The organism is Streptomyces sp. DSM 118878 (assembly GCF_052936595.1).
The window spans coordinates 2191506-2211893 of the sequence record NZ_CP193622.1 but is presented as its reverse complement, the minus strand read 5'-3'; the positions used below and the strand labels follow the sequence as shown (position 1 = coordinate 2211893).

Annotated in this window: 19 protein-coding genes; 5 read left to right on the top strand and 14 right to left on the bottom strand. The window is 72.1% G+C overall.

Translation table 11 applies throughout. The features are described from left to right. Positions 1-5: 5 nt before the first annotated feature. Genes ACRAKF_RS09525 through ACRAKF_RS09515 form a run of 3 tightly spaced genes read right to left on the bottom strand, consistent with a single transcriptional unit; the run spans position 6 to position 1658 of the window. On the bottom strand, positions 6-146 hold the full coding sequence (locus ACRAKF_RS09525) for a hypothetical protein (RefSeq protein ID WP_447036501.1): 141 nt from the start codon (positions 144-146) through the stop codon (positions 6-8). Positions 147-193: 47 nt separating this feature from the next. Beyond that, positions 194-739, bottom strand: coding sequence for a DUF402 domain-containing protein (locus ACRAKF_RS09520; RefSeq protein ID WP_447036500.1), 546 nt, complete (start codon positions 737-739; stop codon positions 194-196). After that, on the bottom strand, positions 720-1658 hold the full coding sequence (locus ACRAKF_RS09515) for an N-acetyltransferase family protein (protein WP_447036499.1): 939 nt from the start codon (positions 1656-1658) through the stop codon (positions 720-722). The genes ACRAKF_RS09520 and ACRAKF_RS09515 overlap by 20 nt, the downstream gene beginning before the upstream one ends. Before the next feature lie 91 nt (positions 1659-1749). Here ACRAKF_RS09515 and ACRAKF_RS09510 point away from each other — a divergent pair, with 91 nt between their 5' ends. After that, entirely contained in the window at positions 1750-2130 is a 381-nt protein-coding gene (locus ACRAKF_RS09510; RefSeq protein WP_447036498.1) for a GntR family transcriptional regulator, read from the top strand. A gap of 7 nt (positions 2131-2137) precedes the next feature. On the opposite strand, the gene ACRAKF_RS09505 is transcribed toward ACRAKF_RS09510, so the two are convergent. Next, complete coding sequence (locus ACRAKF_RS09505) at positions 2138-3229, bottom strand: DUF5925 domain-containing protein (RefSeq protein WP_447036497.1); 1092 nt, start codon at positions 3227-3229, stop codon at positions 2138-2140. A 151-nt stretch (positions 3230-3380) separates the two neighbouring features. Here ACRAKF_RS09505 and ACRAKF_RS09500 point away from each other — a divergent pair, with 151 nt between their 5' ends. Continuing rightward, positions 3381-4799, top strand: a complete 1419-nt coding sequence (locus ACRAKF_RS09500) for a GH39 family glycosyl hydrolase (RefSeq protein WP_447036496.1) — start codon at positions 3381-3383, stop codon at positions 4797-4799. 10 nt (positions 4800-4809) lie between these two features. Here the strand turns inward: ACRAKF_RS09500 and ACRAKF_RS09495 are convergent, their stop codons facing one another. From ACRAKF_RS09495 to ACRAKF_RS09470, 6 genes are all read right to left on the bottom strand, one after another. Beyond that, entirely contained in the window at positions 4810-8622 is a 3813-nt protein-coding gene (locus tag ACRAKF_RS09495) for a lipopolysaccharide biosynthesis protein (protein WP_447036495.1), read from the bottom strand. After that, positions 8615-9421 (bottom strand): polysaccharide deacetylase family protein, encoded by an 807-nt coding sequence (locus ACRAKF_RS09490; protein ID WP_447036494.1) that lies wholly within the window; start codon positions 9419-9421, stop codon positions 8615-8617. Before ACRAKF_RS09490 ends, ACRAKF_RS09495 begins: the two co-directional genes overlap by 8 nt. Next, positions 9418-10470, bottom strand: coding sequence for a glycosyltransferase family 2 protein (locus ACRAKF_RS09485; RefSeq protein WP_447036493.1), 1053 nt, complete (start codon positions 10468-10470; stop codon positions 9418-9420). Before ACRAKF_RS09485 ends, ACRAKF_RS09490 begins: the two co-directional genes overlap by 4 nt. Continuing rightward, a complete protein-coding gene (locus tag ACRAKF_RS09480; protein WP_447036492.1) occupies positions 10467-11300 on the bottom strand; it encodes a glycosyltransferase family 2 protein in 834 nt (277 codons plus the stop codon). The genes ACRAKF_RS09485 and ACRAKF_RS09480 overlap by 4 nt, the downstream gene beginning before the upstream one ends. Positions 11301-11662: 362 nt before the next feature. Then, on the bottom strand, positions 11663-12763 hold the full coding sequence (locus ACRAKF_RS09475; RefSeq protein WP_447036491.1) for a GNAT family N-acetyltransferase: 1101 nt from the start codon (positions 12761-12763) through the stop codon (positions 11663-11665). Between the two features lies 1 nt (position 12764). Then, a complete protein-coding gene (locus tag ACRAKF_RS09470; protein ID WP_447036490.1) occupies positions 12765-13190 on the bottom strand; it encodes a hypothetical protein in 426 nt (141 codons plus the stop codon). A 234-nt stretch (positions 13191-13424) separates the two neighbouring features. Here ACRAKF_RS09470 and ACRAKF_RS09465 point away from each other — a divergent pair, with 234 nt between their 5' ends. After that, complete coding sequence (locus ACRAKF_RS09465; RefSeq protein WP_447036489.1) at positions 13425-14243, top strand: SGNH/GDSL hydrolase family protein; 819 nt, start codon at positions 13425-13427, stop codon at positions 14241-14243. Here the strand turns inward: ACRAKF_RS09465 and ACRAKF_RS09460 are convergent. Next, a complete protein-coding gene (locus tag ACRAKF_RS09460) occupies positions 14227-15858 on the bottom strand; it encodes a serine/threonine-protein kinase (RefSeq protein WP_447041894.1) in 1632 nt (543 codons plus the stop codon). The two genes, ACRAKF_RS09465 and ACRAKF_RS09460, sit on opposite strands and share 17 nt — an antisense overlap. Before the next feature lie 306 nt (positions 15859-16164). Here ACRAKF_RS09460 and ACRAKF_RS09455 point away from each other — a divergent pair, with 306 nt between their 5' ends. Then, a complete protein-coding gene (locus tag ACRAKF_RS09455) occupies positions 16165-16434 on the top strand; it encodes a hypothetical protein (protein ID WP_447036488.1) in 270 nt (89 codons plus the stop codon). A 179-nt stretch (positions 16435-16613) separates the two neighbouring features. Here the strand turns inward: ACRAKF_RS09455 and ACRAKF_RS09450 are convergent, their stop codons facing one another. Together ACRAKF_RS09450 and ACRAKF_RS09445 are read right to left on the bottom strand one after the other, a co-directional pair. Next, entirely contained in the window at positions 16614-17390 is a 777-nt protein-coding gene (locus tag ACRAKF_RS09450; protein WP_447036487.1) for an ABC transporter permease, read from the bottom strand. A 47-nt stretch (positions 17391-17437) separates the two neighbouring features. Continuing rightward, positions 17438-18370 (bottom strand): ATP-binding cassette domain-containing protein, encoded by a 933-nt coding sequence (locus ACRAKF_RS09445; RefSeq protein WP_447036486.1) that lies wholly within the window; start codon positions 18368-18370, stop codon positions 17438-17440. A gap of 62 nt (positions 18371-18432) precedes the next feature. Here ACRAKF_RS09445 and ACRAKF_RS09440 point away from each other — a divergent pair, with 62 nt between their 5' ends. Continuing rightward, entirely contained in the window at positions 18433-19143 is a 711-nt protein-coding gene (locus tag ACRAKF_RS09440) for a TetR/AcrR family transcriptional regulator (RefSeq protein ID WP_447036485.1), read from the top strand. A 32-nt stretch (positions 19144-19175) separates the two neighbouring features. On the opposite strand, the gene ACRAKF_RS09435 is transcribed toward ACRAKF_RS09440, so the two are convergent. Next, positions 19176-20387, bottom strand: a complete 1212-nt coding sequence (locus ACRAKF_RS09435) for a type ISP restriction/modification enzyme (RefSeq protein ID WP_447036484.1) — start codon at positions 20385-20387, stop codon at positions 19176-19178. Position 20388: the final 1 nt, after the last annotated feature.

Here is a 20388-nt window from a genome sequence, read left to right as displayed (position 1 = left end):
GGCTCTCACCCGTCCGGCCACCAGGTCCGCTGGACGTCCTTGCGGACCTCGGGCCTTTCGCGCGGGGTGGCCTCATTCTCCTGGCGTTCCCGCACTCGACGGCTGACGGCTTTGCTCACGGGCTTGTGCATGGTCACTCGGCGCATGGCTGCCTCCCTGCCTTACCGATGTCCACGTAAGCCGGTCCGTAGACCTAAGTGGACGCGCTTTCTGATCCAGACCCCGAATGCGCCGCCTGTTCGAGAGCGCGGCGAAGGCCCGCGCCACGGGCCAGCGCCTCCAGTTCATCCAGGGCGCGCAGCGCCGCGCCGGCCGCCCCGGGGTCCGCCGCGCGCAGGCCGCTCTCCTCGAATTCGTCCTCGTCGAGGCGGAGTACGGCGGTCCCGTCCGCGGAGCACCACAGGTCGAGGTCCAGGTCCTCCACCGTGAGGACGGCCCCCTCGCGGACGGCGGGCCGGGTCACGTCGCAGTACCAGCCCTTCAGGGTGCCGTCGGCCGCGTACACCTCTTTGACCGCGTACCAGCGGTCGCGCCAGTAGTGCTCGGTGAAGACGTCGCCCGGCTCGAAGCGCACGAAGCCGAAGTCGCGGACGCCGGGGGCCGCCCAGGGGGCGCGGACCGTGATGTGCCTCCCGTCGTCGTGGAGCAGCCGCGCCGGGTAGCGGATCTTCGTGGTGCCCGCCTTGACCAGGGCGACCTCGACCATCGTGGCCCTGTCGTCAGCCGAAGTCGCGGACATGGCGTACCTCCGTCGCGCAGATCTCGTAACCGAACCACTTGTTGATCGCCAGCATCGGGCCGTTGTCCGCGTCGTTGCCGGTGAACGCCTCGGCGCAGCCGGCCGCGCGGGCGCGGTGCAGGGAGTCGTTCTTGGCGAGCTTGGCGAGGCCGCGGCCGCGGAAGGCGCGCGCGGTGCCCGTCATGCCGGACGCGTAGCGGCCCGCGCCGTCCGTGCGGGCCAGGCTGAACGCGGCGGGGCGGCCGTCCACCAGGGCCACCGTGGTGAGCTCCTGGCTGACCAGCGGGTGCTGCCAGGTCTCGGCGAGCCAGTGCCCGTAGTCCGTGAACTCCGCGGCCACGTCACCGGGTTCGTCCGCCACGGTCTCCGCGTCGAGGGCGAACAGGGGCCGCGCGTCGTCCGCGTACACCGATCCGCTGACCAGATCCACCCCGGCGGGCGGCTCACGGCGCGGCGGCAGCGAACCGTGGGCCAGATCGAGGCGGAGGAAGTGCGCGCGGCGGCTCGCGCGGTAGCCGTGCCGGGCGGCGAAGGCGAGGTTCGCGGGCTCGTCGAGCACCCAGGAGTAGACCGCCCGCGCCCCCGCGTGCGCCAGGTGCTCCTCGGCCGTGCGCAGCAGGAGCGTCCCGGCGCCGGCGCCCAGCCGCTCCGGGTGGACGTAGACGTTGGCGAAGCCCTGGCCGGGCTCCGGGCTGTCGTGGGCGATGCCCACCTGGGCCGTGCCGATCACCTCGCCGTCGCACTCGGCGATCAACTGCCGGTAGTGCGCGTCCGGATGGGAGCGCGCCCGGTCGAACGCGATCGACTCGGGGGTCGCGAGCATGGCGGGCACACAGGCCCGGCGTACGGCGGCGAAGCCCGCGGCGTCCGCGGCGGCGGAGGCGCTGCTGGGGTCCAGGGCACGGACGATCACAGTCATGGAGCCGCACGGTACGCGCGCGCCGCGCCCGGGGCCTCCCATTTTCCGCCCGGGGGCGGGAGGGGCCGCGCCGTGCGGGACAATCGCTTCCGTGACTTTGCAGATCGACATCGACGGGGGCGCGAGCGCAGCGCCGTACGAGCAGGTGCGGGCCCAGATCGCCGGGCAGGCACGGTCGGGGGCGCTGCCGGTCGGCTACAAGCTGCCCACGGTGCGGGGCCTCGCCCAGGAGCTGGGGCTCGCGGCCAACACCGTCGCCAAGGCCTACCGGAGCCTGGAGGCCGACGGGGTCGTCGAGACCCGGGGGCGCAACGGCACGTTCGTCGCCGCCGCGGGGGACGCCGCCGCCCGAGAGGCGTCCACCGCGGCCCAGGCGTTCGCCGAGCGGTCCCGGCGGCTCGGCCTCGGCGAGGAGGACGCGCTCGCCGCCGTACGGGAGGCCCTGCGGGCGGCGTACGGAACCCCGCGGTAGCCCGCGGCTACAGGTAGAGACCCGAGTCCGCGTCCTCCCGCTGCTCCGGCACCGAGGTCGGTGCCGTGCCGCGCCGCAGCGCGTACAGCTCCGCGAGGGTGGCCCCCTCGCGGCCCACGCCCTCGTCCGTGCCGAGCCACTCCACCGCCTCGGGGCGGGTCAGCGCGCCGACCTCGATGCGGGCCAGACAGCGGCCGGGGCGGACCACGGCGGGGTGCAGCCGCTCCAGGTCCTCGTTGGTCGTGACTCCGACCAGGACGTTGCGGCCCTGACCGAGGAGACCGTCGGTGAGGTTGAGCAGCCGGGAGAGCGCCTGGCCCGCCGTGTGCTTCGCCTCGCCCCTGATCAGCTCGTCGCAGTCCTCCAGGAGCAGCAGCCGCCAGCGGCCCTTCGCCGTGCCGTCGTCCTCGCCGATCGCGATGTCCATCAGATAGCCGACGTCGCTGAAGAGCCGCTCCGGGTCGAGGACGCAGTCCACCTGGCACCAGTCGCGCCAGGAGCGGGCGAGCGTCCGCAGCGCCGACGTCTTGCCCGTGCCCGGCGGGCCGTGCAGGAGCAGCAGGCGGCCCGATATGTCCTCGGGGTCCGTCTTCATCAGCTTGTCCATGGCATCGGCGACCGGTGCCGTGTAGTTGGGCCGCACCTCCTCCCACGTACCGGCCGAGATCTGCCGGGACGTGCGGTACGGGCCGCGCCGCGGCGAGACGTACCAGAACCCCATGCTCACGTCCTCCGGCTGCGGCTCCGGCTCGTCCTGCGCGCCGTCCGTCGCCTGCTTCAGGACCTTCTCCGCGAGCTCCTGGCTGGTCGCCGTCACCGTGACGTCGGCGCCGCGGTTCCAGCGGGAGACCAGCAGGGTCCAGCCACTGCCCTCGGCGAGCGTCGCGCTGCGGTCGTCGTCGCGGGCGGCCCGCAGGATCTCCGCCCCCGGGGGCAGCAGCGTCGAACCCGACTTGACGCGGTCGATGGTGACGCTGTGCGAGAAGGGCTGCTCGCCCGTCGTGAAGCGGCCGAGGAACAGCGCGTCCACGACATCCGAGGGGGAGTCGCTGTCATCGACGTTCAGCCTGATGGGCAGGGCGTCGTGGAGGTTGGCCATGCCGACATGATCCGGCACGGACGCCTCACCGTGCACCCGGTTTCCGCCGCGTGTTCCCCCGCCCCCGAAGGGCAGACCGGCGCCGCGCCCGTTACCGAGCTGTGTCCGGAACCTGTCCCGCCATCCGGGTACGCCGATACGCTCGTCGCTGATGGGACGTCATGGGTGGGTTTCTACAGCACTGCGGTGGAGGCTCACCGCACTGCTCGGTATTGGTGCGGCCGCTCTGGCCCTGGTCATCACTCTGGTCAACACGCTGCCCGGCGACGGCAGCACCGCGGGCACCACGCCCGACGGCGACAAGGTGCACGGCACGCCCGCCGTCCCTCCCGACAGCACGGAATCGGCCGTGGGCTGGGGCTTCACCCACACCCAGTACAGCGCCGACCAGGGCGAGGACGAGGCGGTCGACCGCGTCCGCTCCGGGCTCGCGGACCAGCGGCGGCCCGTCCCGCAGATCCAGCACATCATGGGCTGGGGCGCGGGCAACCCGGAACCGGTCGAGGGGCGCTACGACTTCTCCGAGATGGACCGCCGCATCGACTTCGTCCGGGAGAGCGAGGGCGTCCCCGTCGTCACGCTGTGCTGCGCCCCGGACTGGATGAAGGGCGGCAAGCCGGGCGTCGACAGCACCGACTGGAGCCGGCAGGCCCTGGAGACCGCGCCGGACCGCGAGCACTACGACGACTTCGCGAAGCTCGCCGCGACCGTCGCCAAGCGCTACCCGGACGTACGTCACTTCATCGTCTGGAACGAGTTCAAGGGCTTCTGGAACGACGCGGAGGGCCGCTGGGACCACGAGGGGTACACCGAGCTGTACAACCGCGTCCACCAGGAGCTCAAGAAGGTCGACAAGGACATCATGGTGGGCGGCCCCTACCTCGTGATGGACAGCGTCGACCCGCGCCAGACCACCGACGCCTCGCAGGTGAAAGGGCCGTGGGGCCGCATGGACCAGCGCGTCCTCGACGCCTTTGAGTACTGGAACGAGCACAAGAAGGGCGCGGACTTCGTCGTCGTCGACGGCTCCAGCTACACCGCGGACGACGAGATGCTGCCCGACGAGTTCAAGGCCACCGAGAAGTTCACGGCCGTGGGCAAGTGGATCCGTGAGCGCACCGGAAACCTGCCCCTGTGGTGGGCCGAGTACTACGTGGAGCCCGGCGACAGCAAGGACGAACGCGACGACTGGTCCGAGGAGCACCGCGTCGCCGTCCATGCGTCCGGCCTGATGAGCATGGCCAAGGGCGGCGCCACCAGCGGCTTCTACTGGAACCCGCAGAAGAGGGGCGCCAGGTGCGCGGGCTGTCTGTGGACGCCCACCCAGCGCGCGGACGGCGGCACCGGACTGCCCATGCTGAAGCTCATCGAGCGGTTCGGCGCGGAGTTCGGGCCGGGCACCAGGTTCCGGAAGGTGGTGGTCGCCGCCGACGACCGGCCCAACGTCCGCGTCCTCGCCGACGACAAGGCCGTCCTCGTGGTCAACACCCTGGACCGCGCCATCAGCGCGAAGGTCGACGGCGAGCGGTTCGACATGGCCGGGTACGAGGTGAAGTGGCTCGAACGCTGAGCCGCTCCCCTCACGCCATCGTGACGAACCGCTGGATCAGCGAGGCGAGCAGCACCGCGAGGAGCGGCAGCGAGAACCAGAAGCTGCCCTGAAGCCACCGCTGCTGCCGCACGCTCGGCGCCGCCGCGACCCGCACCACCTCGCGCGCCGAGAGCAGCAGGGCGAGCGCCACGAAGGCGAGCGCCCCCACGACCGACCACGGCGTCCACGTCACCTTCGGCCCGACAGGACCCGGGTCGGCCTCCGCGGCCTTGCCGTCCGGCTGCCCGCGCATGCTGTAGAGGGTCGCGTCGTCGTTGGTGAAAACCTTCTTCAGCTCCTTGCGCTCGTCCAGGTGCTGGATGAGCCGCGGCTGCCACGACGCGGAGTAGCCCGCGTCCAGCTCCAGGTAGGTGCTCTGGCCGCGGTTGATCATCAGGTAGGAGCGGGGGCCCGCGTCCCTGAGCGCCTTCACCAGGCCGGAGACCAGGACCGGGTCGGCGGGCGCGAGCGTGGGAAGGTACTCCACCTTCTCCATGTCACGGGCGCCCCACGGCATGGCGGGAGTGACGTTGTTGACCGTGTCGTTGCTCATCCACAGCAGCCGCACCGTCGGGTCGTCGTGCGCGTACACGTACTCCATGGCCGCGACCTCGCCGGGGCGTATCCGCTCGAAGGGCTCGTTGCCCCAGCGTGCCACCAGGAAGCCGCCCATCAGGACGAGCCCGGCCATCAGCGCGGCGAGCGGCGCGAGGCTCACCCGGTCGCGGTCCCGCTCCTCCGCCGTGAGGCCGGCCCTGGGGAAGAGCGCGAGCCCGGCGAGCAGGGCCGCGCCCGGCAGCGCGAACATGAAGACGCGCAGCGCCATCTCGCCGCCGTAGGACTGCATGCCGAAGCCGAGGAACGGCACGAAGGTGAGGACGACGAGCGAGCGCTCGCTGTACTTGTAGAAGCGCCGCCGCCACCAGCCCCAGCAGGCGAACGCCACCACGCCGCCGGCCATCGCCACGCGCGCGTACAGCACGAGCTGGTGCGTGGAACTGCCGCCCTCGATGCGCCCGGAGACCGACGAGGACACATTGCCGCCGACGCCCCCGACTCCGCCGAACAGCTCGTCGAAGTGCCCCGACCAGTACGGCTCGGCGAGGAAGCCGAGCCATACGACGACGATCACACCGAAGAGCACCGGCAGGCCGCGCAGCTCCGAGCGGCCGACGAGGACGAGCACGGTGAGGACACCGAGCATCACGAACGGCGTGAGCTGGTGCGCGGCGACCGACGCGACGAAGAGGCCGACGAGGATCAGGAGCAGTACGGCGCGCTCGGAGCGGCCCGTCGGCTCGACCTCCAGCTCGCCCGGGCGCCGCTTGGTCCACAGCACGCGCGGGGCGCGGAACCAGACCATGAGTACGGCGATGAAGGCGAGGTAGAGCAGGTACGTGAAGCCCTGCGGGGAGAAGTAGTCCTGGCCGACCCAGCCGCTCAGGACGAAGATCCACAGCCCCGCCCACTTGGCGCGCCAGGCCGCCCGCATCGAGCGCACGAGCAGGAACAGCGGGGCCAGGTACAGCAGTTGGATGGCCGTCGGCCACCAGCGGATGACCTCGGTCATGTCCGAGACGCCGCACGCCTTCGCGACGAACGTGGCCGCGGCGAAGAAGCCCGGCCAGCTCCAGCGCGCGTCGAGGTCGGGCACGGCCGAGCCGGTCCTGTCGATGTACTCCATGAAACCCAGGTGCTGCCAGGCCGTGGCGAACCGCGGTTCGGTCTCGATGACCGCGGGCAGCGCGTGCAGCGACACCACGGTGGCGAGCAGCGTCAGCAGGAGCAGGCTTCTGATCGGCCGGTCCATCCAGAGCAGCACGGCGAAGACGACGATCAGCAGGGCGGCGCCGAGCAGCGTCGCCTTCGGCAGCACGGAGATCAGGCCGAGCCCGCCCATGTCCTCCAGGTCCGCGTCGCCCATGCCGAGCACGGGCACCCAGTACAGGGCGAGCGCGAGGGCCAGGAGCAGCGCCATGACCAGGACGTGACGGCGGCGCGCACGAGGGGGAGCGCCGTCCTCGGCGGGCGCCTCTTCGGCGGGAGTCCCGTCGGGGAGCGGTTCCTCCGGAGCCGCCGGCTCTTCGAGGAGGGGCTCCTCCACTGGCGGCTCCCCGGAGGCCGGGGTTCTCAGCGCCCACGTGGGCCGGTGGTCCATGTCGTCCCCCTCGCTCTCCGCGGGCGTTCCTGGCGGGACCGCCGTCCCGGCGGCGGGTGTGCCCGGGCCCGGCCGCACGTCGGGCCTGCGCTCCGGGTGGTCGAAGTCCAGTTGTACGGCGAGATGCAGGGTGTCCGAGTCCAGCGACTCCCGCAGCGCCCACGCGGGCCCGTGGCGCTCCTTGCCGTCGGCGGGGGCGGCGGCGCGGCGCATCTGCACCGTCGGCGCGTCGCGGGTGCCGAGGTCGGCGAGATCCCCGTCGGGGGCCGCGCCCGCGGCGGGCCGGTCCGCGGGTGCGGCGCGCGTCACGCGGTACAGCTTGGGCGCGGCGATCGCCACGATCACCGCGAGGCTGGAGATCTCCGCGATGCCCGCCCCCGTCAGGCCCATCCGCGGCAGCAGGAGCAGCGTGAGGCCGAGGACCAGGACGCAGAGCAGGCCTTGCAGCCAGGCGATCCCGGAGGTCTTGCTCTGCGCGCGCTGCACCGCGAAGTACGTCTCCATGACGACCCGCAGGAGCGCCCCCACGGCGAACCAGCGCAGCAGCGGAGTGGCGGCGTCCGCGTACGCCTGGCCGAACATGCTCAGGACGAACGGCGCCGCCACGAAGAGGATGCCGCACACCGGCAGCATGATCATCGCCATCCGGCGCAGCGCGGCGCGGGTGTTGGCGGCGAGCAGCGCCGGGTCGTGCGCGCCCTCGACGGTCAGCGAGGCGCCCATGTTGATGGCGAGGAGGTTGACGGTGCCGCCGATGGTGGTGGTGATGTAGAAGTACGCGTTGTCGACCGAGCTGACCTGCGAGGCGACGAGGACGGGGACGAGATAGACGACGGCGAGGGAGAAGAGCGAGCCGGTGTAGTCGCCGGCCAGGAAACGGCCGATCTCGCGCAGGGTGGGCGGCTTCGCCTTGCCGTCGGTGGCCTTCACGTGGCGTGGCACGAGGCGCCGGAAGACCAGCCAGCCCAGCGGGATCACCGACACCGCGATCGAGGCGACCCAGGAGACGAAGACGCCCGCGGTGGGGATGGCCGCGGCCATGGCGATGAGCAGTCCCAGCTTGGCGACCGAGAAGACGGTGTTGCCGACCGGGACCCACAGCGCGTTGCGCAGCCCGGTGAGCACGCCGTCCTGGAGGGTGAGCACCGACCAGGCGACGACGGCGAGCACGAACCCGATGCCGTGCACCGGGCCGTGCAGGAAGCGGTACGAGGGGCCCCACAGGTCCAGCGTGAGCAGGAAGACGATCGCGGCGAGCGCCACGGCCACCGAACTGCCCGCGTACGTACGGAAGATCAGTCTGCCCGTGGCGCGGCCCGCGATGGGGATGAACCGCGCGAGGGCACCGGTCAGCGTCACGGCGGTGAGGCCCGCGAGGAGCTTCATCGCCGCGATCGCGGCCGAGCCCTGGCCGACCGCCGACTCCGAGTAGTAGCGGGCGGCGGCCAGCCAGAAGCCGACGCCGAGCACGCCCGAGATGCCCGTGTTGAGCATCAGGGCGTAGGCGTTGCGGAACAGCGGACTGCCGCCGTCCGTGCCCGGCAGGCGCATTCTGCGCGGCCTGCCGGACTTGCCGGACGGCGGCTGCTCGCCGCCGCTCGCGGAGCCGGCGACGCCGGCCTGGGCGGTGGTCGTGTCAGACACGGGTACGGATTGCCTTCCGGCGGACCTGTCGGGCTCTGCGGATCATGGCGTACCCCTTGGTGAGGGTGCGGTCCCTGGCGAACGTGCGGACCATCGCGCGGCCTTCCACGAGCCGCTCGAACTCCTCGGTCCCGGTGGAGCGTCGCACGGTGACCCGCCGCAGCGCGTACGGGCCCTGGGCGCGGCGGGCCAGGGAGTTGCCGACGGCGAGCGACTGGGCGAAGCCCGCCTCACGCACGCGGGCGCGCACCCGGCGGCTCGAATAGCCGTAAGGGTAGGCGAACGAGGCGGGCCGGGTGCCCAGCTCGTCGGCGACGATGTCCCGGCAGCGCCGGAGCTCCGCGCGCAGCTCGGCGTCGGGGAGCTGGTCGAGCTCGGGGTGGGTGTGGCTGTGGCCGCCGATCTCGGTGCCCGCTGCGGCCAGTTCGCGCACCTGGTCCCAGTCGAGCATGAGGTCGAGGCCACCGCCGGTGTCGTGGGCGCCGCGCAGCCAGCCGGTGGTGACGAAGAGGGTGGAGGCGAAGCCGTGCTTGGCGAGCGCGGGCAGCGCGTACCGGTGCACGCCCTCGTAGCCGTCGTCGAAGGTGATCAGGACGGGGCGCTCGGGCAAGGGCCGTCCCCGGCGCCAGGCCGCCGCGAGCCGGGCGGTCGTGAGCGGTGTGAAGCCCCGCTCACCGAGCACCTCCATCTGGTGGGCGAACGCGTCGGGCGACACCGAGAGATCGTGCGTCGCCTCGTTCGGCGCCCGCGCCACCGAGTGGTACATAAGGATCGGCACGGGCTCCGGCTCCGGACTCATGCCGCGGCCCCCTCACCGGCCGCGCCTTCCCCGCCCCTGTTCTCCGGCTCCGGCCTCCCCGCGGCGCCGACGGCGCCCTCGGGGATCTCCACCACGGAGAACGTGGTGCCTCCGCGGCGGGCGCGGAGGCTGCCGAGGGCGTAGCCCCCGGCGGCGGTGACGACGCCGGCCACGATGGCGCCCGCCCGGCCCGCGCCGCCCGGCCGCCCGAGCACGGCGTCCCGCAGGCCGCGGGCTACCCCGGCCGGCAGGACGCGCGTGGTGTAGCGCCGCTCGGACTCCAGGCCCTTGGCGGCGCCGACGCTCCGCGCGACCAGGGCCTTGGAGAGGCCTTCGGCGTAGGTGCGGGTGCGGAAGTAGCGGAACCGTTCCCGCGCGGCGGGCACCCGGTGGTGGATCACCGAGCGGTCGTCGATGAGCAGGACCGCGTCGGGTTCGGCCCGGGTGAGGCGGATGCAGAACTCCGTCTCCTCGCAGCCGAGCGGCCGTTTGTCGCCGTCACGTCCGATGCCGGTCGCGAAGCCGCCCGCGACGTCGAAGGCGGAGCGCCGGAAGGCGGCGTTCCCCCCGAGGACGTTGCGCACGCGGACCCGCCCCGGGGCGAGTCCCTTGTACGTACAGCCGACGACCCAGTCGAACTCCTCGGGGAACCAGGCGGGCCGCCGCCTCGACTCCCACAGCGGCATGGTGCGCCCGCCGACGGCGAGCACCCGCGGGTCCTCGAACCCCTCGGCGAAGTGGCGCAGCCAGTCCCGCTCGGCGACGGCGTCGTCGTCGAGGAAGGCGATGAAGGAGCCGCGCGAGGCCGCGATGCCGGTGTTGCGTCCCGCCGAGAGGCCGCGCGGACCCGCGTTGGCGAGCACCCGCACTCCCTCGGTCTCCTTGTACTCCCCGGCCAGCCGGTCCAGGAGTGCGGCGTTGTGATCGACCACGAGAAGGGTTTCCAGGGCAGGCAGTGACTGCGCGCCCACCGAGGAGACCGCCGCGAGGATGTCCTCCCAGCGGTCCTCGGTGTACACGCAGATCACCACGGAGATCTCCGTGCTCAAGACACCTCTCCCCGGCCGGTGCGGAAGGGGAGGCCACGGGCGGCCTTGGACCGCGGACCGCGCCTGGCGCGGTTCGAGCGCTCGTTCAGTATCACCTTCAGTACGCGGATTCCGTCGCGGACGGCACGGAGGTTGCTGGCGCCGTGGATCCGGAGGTACTCGTGGCTGGGGATCTCCTGGACCTTGAGGCCGGCCTTCACGACCCTGATGTTCATCAGGGTCTCCACCTCGAAGCCGGTGCAGTCGATCTCGATCTTGTCCAGGCAGTGCCGCCAGAACGCGTTGTACCCGTAGCACAAGTCGGTGTAGCGAGCCCCGAACTTGGCGTTGACGACGGAGCACAGCACATGGTTGCCGAGCTTGCGTATGGGCGTCATGTCGTCCGTGCCGCCGCCGTTGGCGAACCGGGAGCCCTTGGCGAAGTCCGCGCCCGAGACGAGGGCGGAGACGTACGAGACGATCTCCTGGCCGTCGGCCGAGCCGTCGGCGTCGACCATCACGATGATGTCGCCCGTGCACGCGGCGAAGCCGGTGATCAGGGCGTCGCCCTTGCCCTTGCCGACCTGGCGGACCACCTTCACGTCCGGCCACAGCTCACGGGCGACGGCCACGGTGTCATCGGTGGAGTTTCCGTCCACGAGAACGACCTCGTGGATCCAGTCGGGCAGCGTCTTGAATACGTAGGGCAGATTCTCCGCTTCGTTCATGGCGGGAATCACCACGCTCACCGGCGGAGTGATCGCCAAGTGAGTGGAGATCGGCCGGTAGTCGCGCGAGATCTCGTCTAACGGGTCTTGCCCGGCATCTGCCGGGCGCACAAAAGAAGTCATGAGTCCGGTGGTCCCTCTCGTCCGGTGGACGGCCCGCCCCCGGGCAGTCCGGTAATTGATCCGGTTCGAAAGGGGGGTTCTCATTCGAGCATGACGAAATGGATCTCCGTGCATGCCGAGTGAGCTGGCATAGCGCGGGACGTGACCCGGGCATGGAGCGATCGCCGGGCACGGCACCCCCCTACCGCGCCCCGCACCGGAACCATCGCGATCTCGAGCCCTCCCCTAGATCGCATTGCGTGATGGACCGTTGCGGGTGAATGTACGACGGTATTGACGATTGAGACTGTATGGCAAGACCTGGAACGTGGCCTCACGTTTTTCATGATTTGAGCGATCTATGCGATCACATTCGGACTGCTCTATTCCTTGCCGCGCGATCGGATTTTACCCATCCGCTTGAGCAGCCTGTCGGCCGGAACAAACAATTCTGGCTTGGATAGGACGGTATTGCGCAGTGCCCTGACAGGTGCCCGTCGCACCGTGTGTCCGAATGCCACCGGGTGACGCAGCGCCACCCTCCCCTCGAAGACGTCGAGTTCGCGTGTCTTGAGGGAGTCCTTGTACTCCTTCTGGCCCCGGCCGAGATCGAGGTACGCGATGCCGTCGTCGGCGGCCGCCTCCGCCATGCGCAGATGCAGCACCAGGCCGGGCGAGTACTTCGAGAACGCCGGGTCGTACGCCGGGAACCAGCACGCGAGTACGCGCTCGCTGCGCAGCCCGAAGTGCGCCGCGACCGGGACGTCCGCCGCGTAGAGCACCGACAGGATCCCGGCGAAGGAGTCGCTCCGGGAGTGGAAGAGGCGGTGCACGAGCTGGGTGATCCACGGGTTCGCGAAGCGGTCGCTGCGGCCCGTCCTGCGGTACTGGGCCGACTTCCACCCCATCAGGGCGGCCAGGGCCCGCGGATCGCGCTCGTCGTGCACGTAGCGCACGGGGCCGTGGTCGCGGCCGAGCTTGCGCTCCTTGGCCAGCGTGGTCCGCGTGAACTTCGGGGAACGCTCCCGCAGTTGGCCGAGATAGACGTCGTACCCGTGGTCGACGTCCATGACGGGGGACGGGAAGGTGCCGCGCGCGCTCGCCTCGAACGGCCGCTGGCCGCTCACCAGGTGATCGAACTCCCAGACCGCGAGTCCGCAGGCCCGCAGCAGCTCCCTGGCGTCCCAGTCGAAGCCCGGCCGGTGCACGACGCCCTGGCAGTCCGAGACGCCCAGGCCGACGGCGCGGCCGACGCCCGTGACGGTCCGCTGGAAGGGGAAGAACGCGGCGGGTCCGCCGGCGTCACGCGCGACCGCGATCCGCACCCCGCGCCGCTCGTGCCCCATGGACAGGGCGAACTCGGGGGACAGGAAGGGGTTGGCCAGCTCCGGCGAGCCGTTGAGGTGTGCCTTGGACTGTAGGGCGGTCCACGCCGCGCGGTCGGCTGCGGTCAGCTCACCGGGACGGTGCACGGTTATGTCCACGTCAGGAAGTCCGCCTTCTCGCCACGCGGCCACGCAGCCGCCTCGCCTCGGGGAGCACCAGGGCGAGGGCGCTCAGGACGGTCACGGCGACGACACCGCCGCGCACCGACCAGATGTGCAGCGCCAGCATGGTCTGCGCCACGAGCATGTTGACGGCGACGGACCCGGCCACGGCGGCCACGACCCTGCCCCACGGTTCGAGCGCCCGCAGCGCGGTGGCGATCGCCGCGCCCGGCGCGGCGATCAGGAAGAACAGGGTGAAGGGGCCGCGCAGCGGTGAGTCGAGGTCGACGAGCGCGAGCATCGCGCCGACACCGCCCACCGCGACGGCCGCTCCCGCGAGCAGCGGCAGCAGGTCCCGTGCCCGGTCCTCCGCGGACGGCCGCGGCGCGCCGGTTGCCGGCGCCTTGCTCCTGATGGTCTGCATTGGCGACTTTGCCCCCCGACGCGCCGGATGCCGGGCTTCAATGTGGCGCAGCGTCAGGTGAACCGTCAAGACGCCGAGGGGAGGTGCGGATGTTCCTCGCCACGCCACTGTGACGGGAGGTGAACTACGCGCGTGCGCAGGGCGATTGCCGGTGAAATTATTGACATGCACACTATCGGCAAGTGGAACCGCGTGCTACCACAGGGGAGCGGAAATCCTGCTAAGGGAGGTTCCATGAGATTGTCCCGAATCACGGCATACGTGTCCTCGCTCCTCCTCGCGATCGCCCTCACCCTCACCGGGGCCGCGGCGGCTCACGCGGCTCCGTCCGCCGACAACCAGGCGGCCACCGGCTATGTGGCGCTCGGCGACTCGTACTCGTCCGGCGTCGGCGCCGGCAGCTACGACAGCGCAAGCGGCGCCTGCAAGCGCAGCACCAAGGCCTATCCCGCCCTCTGGGCAGCCGCGCATTCACCCTCCAGCTTCCATTTCACGGCGTGCTCAGGCGCTCGTACGGGTGATGTTCTGTCCGATCAGCTCGGCCCGCTCGGCTCCGGCACCGGCCTCGTCTCCCTCTCCGTCGGCGGCAATGACGCGGGCTTCGCCGACGTCATGACGACCTGTGTCCTCCAGTCCGAGAGCAACTGCCTGGCGCGCATCGCCCAGGCCCGCTCGTACGTCGACTCCACACTCCCCGGCAACCTCGACAAGGTGTACTCGGCGATCAGCGCCAAGGCTCCCGCCGCCCATGTGGTGGTCCTCGGCTACCCCCGCTTCTACAAGCTCAGCGGAAGCTGCGCGACCGGCCTCTCCGAGCGTGAGCGCGCCGCCATCAACGGCGCCGCGGACCACCTCAACACCGCCACCGCCAAGCGCGCCGCCGACCACGGCTTCACCTTCGGCGACGTCACGGGCACCTTCAGCGGGCACGAGATCTGCTCCAGCAGCCCCTGGCTGCACAGCCTGAACCTCCTCAACATCGGTGAGTCCTACCACCCCAAGGCCGCCGGACAGTCCGGTGGTTACCTCCCCGTCTTCACCTCGGCCGCCTGACCTCGTCGGGCCGCGCGTACGCGTTCGGCGTGTAGGAGGCCCCGTCCGTCGGGGTCTCCTCCCCGTCCTCGCACGTCACCGAGTACTCCACGGAGTTCGAGGTCGCGGCGGCCGGGCCGCGCACCTGCACGTGGACCGAGTTCGTCCAGGTGTCCGACCCGGTTCCGTACCCCGTCTCCGTGTGGTCGACCTGCCGCGTCTTGGCGCCGCCCGAGGAGAACGGCAGCGTCTTCCACCCCGGGTCGCTCGACTGCCCGGACCTGGTGACCCAGCGGTACTGCACATCGGCGGGAACACGCCCCACCGTGAAGGTGGCCGTGAACGACGGTGCCTGGCCCGCCGCCGGGGGACAGGAACCCTCGTACTGGGTACGGGCGCCGTCGACCCGCACCTTCACGCTCTGCGCCGGCGTGGTGGTGGTGCCGCCGTCGCCGCCGTTCCCCCCACTGCCGCCGTTCGTCGTGCCGCCGTCCTGGCCGCCGTTGACACCGCCGCCGTCCGATGAGCCGTTGCCGTCGGACGAGCCGCCGCCGGACGAGCCGTTCGACCCCTCCGACGAGCCGCCGCCGGACCCGCCGCCCTCGGTGCTGCCGGACGAGCTGCCTCCGCTGTTGTCACCGCCGTCGTCGTCCCGGCCGAGCAGGGCGTACGCGATCCCGCCGACCGTCAGGGCGAGCACCACGAGCCCCGCGACGAGCAGGACGAGCGCGCGGCGCCCGCGGTCCGCCTCGGCCGTGCCCGACTCCCGGGTGACGGGCTGCGATGCGGTGCCGGGCAGCGGGGCGGGCGGAGGCGGCGGCCCGAAGCGCTGCCCGCTCGTGACGGTCGGCTGATGGGTGAGGGCGGTGTCGGGGAACGGCCTGCCGCCCGCGGCGACGAGCCGCAGGTCGCGCTCGGCGTCGGCGGCGGACATCCGCTCGGCCGGGTCCTTGCGCAGCAGCCCCTCGATGACCGAGGTGAGCGGTCCCGCGTTGCGCGCGGGCGGCAACTGCTCGTCCACCACCGCCCGCAGCGTGCTCAGCGGGGTGTCCTGGCGGAAGGGCGTGCTGCCCTCCACGGCCGCGTAGAGCAGCACGCCGAGCGACCACAGGTCGGACGCGGGTCCTGGACGCTGCCCCAGCGCGCGCTCGGGGGCGAGGAACTCGGGGGAGCCGACGACCTCTCCCGTCATCGTCAGCGCCGAGCTGCCCTCGACCATGGCGATGCCGAAGTCGGTCAGGACGACGCGGCCGTCGTTGGCGATCAGGACGTTGCCGGGTTTGACGTCACGGTGCAGGACCCCGGCGTCGTGGGCGGCGCGCAGGGCCGCGAGCACCTCGGCACCGACGCGGGCGGCGCGCGGCGGCGGCAGGGCGCCCTCCGCGTCGAGCACGTCGGACAGCGAGAGGCCCCGCACGATCTCCATGACGATCCAGGGGCGCCCCTCCTCCATCGCCACGTCGTAGACGGTCACGACGTTGCGGTGCGGGATACGGGCGGCGGCCCAGGCCTCCCGTTCGAGGCGGGCGTAGAGCCGGTCGACCTCGCTCGCCGGGAGCCCGGCGGGCGCGCGCACCTCCTTGACGGCGACCTCACGGCCGAGCACTTCGTCACGGGCCTGCCACACGGTGCCCATGCCTCCCTCGCCCAGCGGCGACAGGAGGCGGTACCGCCCTGCGATCACGCGCTCTGGCTGGCTCACGGGGCGCCCCCATCCGCAACGGTGCGTTTCTCCACAAAAGTAGCGACGTGAGATAGCCCACGTCGACCCGCACGCTACGTCATATGTCCAACTCGCCCTGGAATCAGTCAGATTCGGAGGCTAATTGTCAACCTCCTTACGGGGAAGGTGAATCCTGCCACCGGGATACACGGGTGTCGCGATGGGGCGATAGGGTTAACTTGCCCTGGGCCGGGTGCCCTCGTACGGGTGGGGAGTGACATGGAACAGATAACGGTGCGCAGCAGGGCGCGTGTCCCTGCGATCACGTGTGGGAGCAGCGCGACCAGCTCGCGCCTCGACCGCCATCTCTCGGTGCTGGGCGGCCCTGCCGTCCCGCAGCGCGAGTCGCACGAGGCGACGCTGCTGATGCGTGAGCTGACGTCACGTGACGCCGCGCACGCCCGTAGCAGCAGGGGTGTTCGAGTGAGGCATGTCTCGCTCTTCGCGCCACTGCGCAGGCTGCGGCGCTCGCTTTTCGGCGGACGCTGAGCACGGGTGGTCCCCGGGACTGAGCCGCCGCTTTGCGGCGGATCTTTCCCACCCACCCGCTCCTCCTCGCCCCCTGTCCACGTCCTCACCCACGCCACACCCGTGTCTCCCGCCATACCCCGTACTCTCCGAACACCCCGCCGCCCGCCGTCGGCTGACGTCTCGTCACGTCCCGGCTCTCACCCGCGCGCGTACCGGCGCACGGCCATCGGCACGCACAGCGTCAGCAGAAGCAGGCACCACGCGATCGAGCCCGCCACGGGGTGAGCGACCGGCCAGGCCGCATCCGTCGGAACGGAAGCGTTGCCGAAGAGGTCGCGGATCGCCGTCGCCACCGCGCTGATCGGATTCCATTCGGCGGGCGTCCTCAGCCAGCCGGGCATGCCGTCCGTCGGGATGTACGCGTTCGACAGCAGCGGCAGGATGAACGTCGCGCCGCCCAACTGCCCCGCGGCCTCCTCGCTCCGCGACACGAGGCCGAGCAGGATGCCGATCCACGTCGCCGTGAACCGGAAGAGCAGCAGCAGGCCGAACGCGCCCGCCGCGGCGAGCACGCCGCCCTCGATCCGCCACCCCATCGCCAGGCCGACGAGCATCAGCGGCACAAGACCCACCGCCGTGGTGACCAGATCGGCCGCGGCCTGCCCGAGCGGCACCGCGGCACGGCTCACCGGCAGCGTCCGCAGCCGGTCCATCACTCCGCGGTGGGAATCCTGGGCGGCGGTGAACATCCCGGTCATGATGCCGTTGGCGGCGGTCGCGACGAGCATGCCGGGCACCAGGTAGGCGCGGTAGTCGGAGCCGGGCATCGCGAGCGCGCTGCCGAAGACGTAGCCGAAGAAGAGCAGGAAGACGATGGGCATCGTCTGGGTCATGACCAGGATGGCGGGAGCGTGCCGGACGCGCCGCAGATGCCGGCCGAGCATGGCGGTGCCGTCGTAGAGGATGGCGCTCATGGGGGGACCTCCGGAGCTGGGGGAAGAGGGGCGGGCGGGCGCGCGGTTCACGGGACCAGGCGCAGGAAGACGTCGTCGAGCGTCGGGGCCCGCAGGCTCACGTCCAGGAGCGGGACCCCCGCCGCGTCCAGCTCCCGGACCAGGCGGGGCAGGGTGAGGGCCGGGTCCAGGGAGAGCGCGCCCACCGTCCGCCGCTCCGCGTCCAGGACCGGCTCGGCGCCGGTCAGCTGGTCGAGCACCAGCGCCGCGGCGGGCACGGCCGCGGCCTCCGTGACGACGACCTCCGCGTAACTCCCCATCCGCGCCTTCAGCTCCGCGGGCGTGCCGCGGTGGGCCGCGCGCCCGCCGTCGATCAGCACCACCTCGTCGGCGAGCTGATCCGCCTCCTCCAGGTACTGCGTGGTCAGGAGCACCGTCGTGCCCTCGCCCGCCAGCTTGCGCACGGCGTCCCAGATGCCGTTCCTGCTGTGCGGGTCGAGGCCCGTGGTCGGCTCGTCGAGGAAGAGCACGGCCGGCGGCACGATCAGGCTCGCCGCGAGATCGAGGCGGCGCCGCATGCCGCCGGAGTACGTGCGCGCGGGCCGCTCCGCCGCGTCGGCGAGCCCGAACCGCTCCAGGAGTTCGTCGGCCCGTGCGCGGGGCGCCCTCAGCAGCCGGGCGAAGAGCCGCAGGTTCTCGCGCCCGGTCAGATCGCCGTCGACCGAGGCGTACTGCCCGGTGACCCCGATGCGGCGGCGCACGGCGGCCGGGTCGCGCACCACGTCGTGGCCCGCGACCCGCACCGTCCCCGCGTCCGGCGCGAGGAGTGTGGTCAGCACCCGGACCGCGGTCGTCTTGCCCGCGCCGTTGGGGCCGAGGAGTCCGCACACGCTCCCCTCGGCGACGGCGAGGTCAAGGCCGCGCAGCGCGTGGACGGCCGAGCCGCCGGAGCCGAAGCGCTTCTCCAGACCTTCACTAAGTACGGCGTACGTAGAAGTCATGGCGTCACCGTACCCCACTACGTACGCTGTACGTAACTACTATGGGAGCGAGGTGATGATCAATGGCGGGCCGAGCGGCCGAACCGGAAGTGATCTGGGCGCGCCCCGAGCGTGCGGGCCGCGGCCCGAGGCCCGCGTACAGCAGGGCGGACATCGCGGCGGCGGCGGTCCGCATCGCCGACGCGGACGGCATCGACGCGGTGTCCATGCGGCGCGTGGCGGGCGAGCTGGGCTGCGGCACGATGTCGCTGTACAACTACGTGCCGCGCAAGGAAGACCTGTACGAACTGATGGTCGACGCGGTCGGCGGTGAGTACGAGCTGTCCGAGACAGCCGTCGGCGGCGACTGGTACGCGGAGATGCTCGGCCTCGGCCGCCAGACCCGGGACCTCATGCGCCGCCACCCCTGGATGACGCGGGTGATGTCGACGGTCCACGGTTCGAGCCCCAACGCCCTGCGCTACCTGGAGCACTGCCTCGGCGTCCTGGACGGCCTCGACGCGCCCCAGGGCACGAAGATGGAGCTCATCGCGATGGTCAACGGCACGGCGATGACCGCGGTGGCCAACGAGATCGCCATGGCCGAACGCGCCAGGGGCCTGCCGTGGTCCGAGGAGCAGGAGCAGCGGGTCCGCTCGGCCTACCTGCTCGGGCAGCTGGCGGACGGCGCGTATCCGCGGCTCGCGAGGATGGCGGCGGAGGGGCCGGCGCCCGGCGACCCGGACGAGAGCTACGAGCGTGCGCTGCGCCGGCTCCTCGACTCGTTCCGCTGAGGCGCGGCCCGCTGAGGCGCGGCCCCTGAGGCTCAGAGCAGGGCGAACTGTCCTTCGGGGCCCTCTTCGCGGTGGTCGAGTACGGAGGCGGGGCGGCGTGCGGCGTCCGGGACGGGCAGGACGCCCGCCCGGCGCAGGTCCTCCACGGTGACGGGGGAGCCGTCGGTGGCGGCCGCCAGTTCGGCCTGTCGCGGCGCCAGTTCCGCCAGCAGGGCCAGGACCGTGATGAGTTCGAGCAGCTCCGACGTCCAGGCCTGCGGCCATGTCCGGGGGCGGATCGCCGCCAGTGACCCCGGCTCCGCCTCCGCCTCGGCCGTGCGCGCGGTGAACCAGCGCTCGATCACCCGCACACCGCTCACCTCGGACTCCCACGCCTCCTTCGGCACCGGCGAGACGACACCCTCGTCGCCGACCCGCAGGACCTGCTCATCGGCGTCGTACGACAGTGAGCCGGGGTTCGCGGGCAGGGGTGCGCGGACATAGGGCCTGCGCCCGCCGGGCAGCTTCGGGCGCTCACCGTCGCCGCGCAGATGCAGCCGCAGCAGCCGCTCGCCCAGGTCGGTGCCGAGCGCCCAGACGCCGGGGTCGCGGGTGAGCGGCACCCGGCAGCCGGCCGCCGAGCCCGTCCCCGTGGCGAGGACGTAGGAGAGCAGCGACCGCGCGGTGACCTCGTGGCCGAGGAGCTTCGACAGGTGCTCGGCGAGGCCCGGCGTCAGGTTGGGCTCGACGGCTCCGGGGCGGCGGTAGAGCGGCCGGATGCGCCCGGGCCGCCCGGCGGGGGAGCGCCCGTCCGGCAGCACGGCCGAGGCGAGGACCGCGGGTCCGGCCGCGCCGGGTACGTAACCCTGTTCGACGGTGAAGAGCTGGCCCTCGCCCGCGACCCGCCACAGTTCGGGGCGGGCCACGTCCAGGAGGCGGTGGTCGGGGATCAGCCACTGCTCGTCGAAGGGGCCGTGCAGGACGCGCACCGGTTCGGGGCAGGGGCCCGACTCCCTGGCCAGGCGGCCGGTTCCGCCCCCGTGGCCGGGGAGCTGGGCGACCGTGGTGTGCAGGGTGCGGGAGCGCGTGGGACGGAACAGGGCCTCGCGGTCCTCGCCCGCCGCACGGACGAACGTGTCCCAACGGGCCCTCAGGGATGCGGCGTCGGGTCCCATCGGCCACCCGCGGCCCGGCCGGAGCGGTGCGACGGACCACGGCATGAGGTCCGCGAGCAGCGGCGCTTCGTCATGCGTCACGCCCGGCATC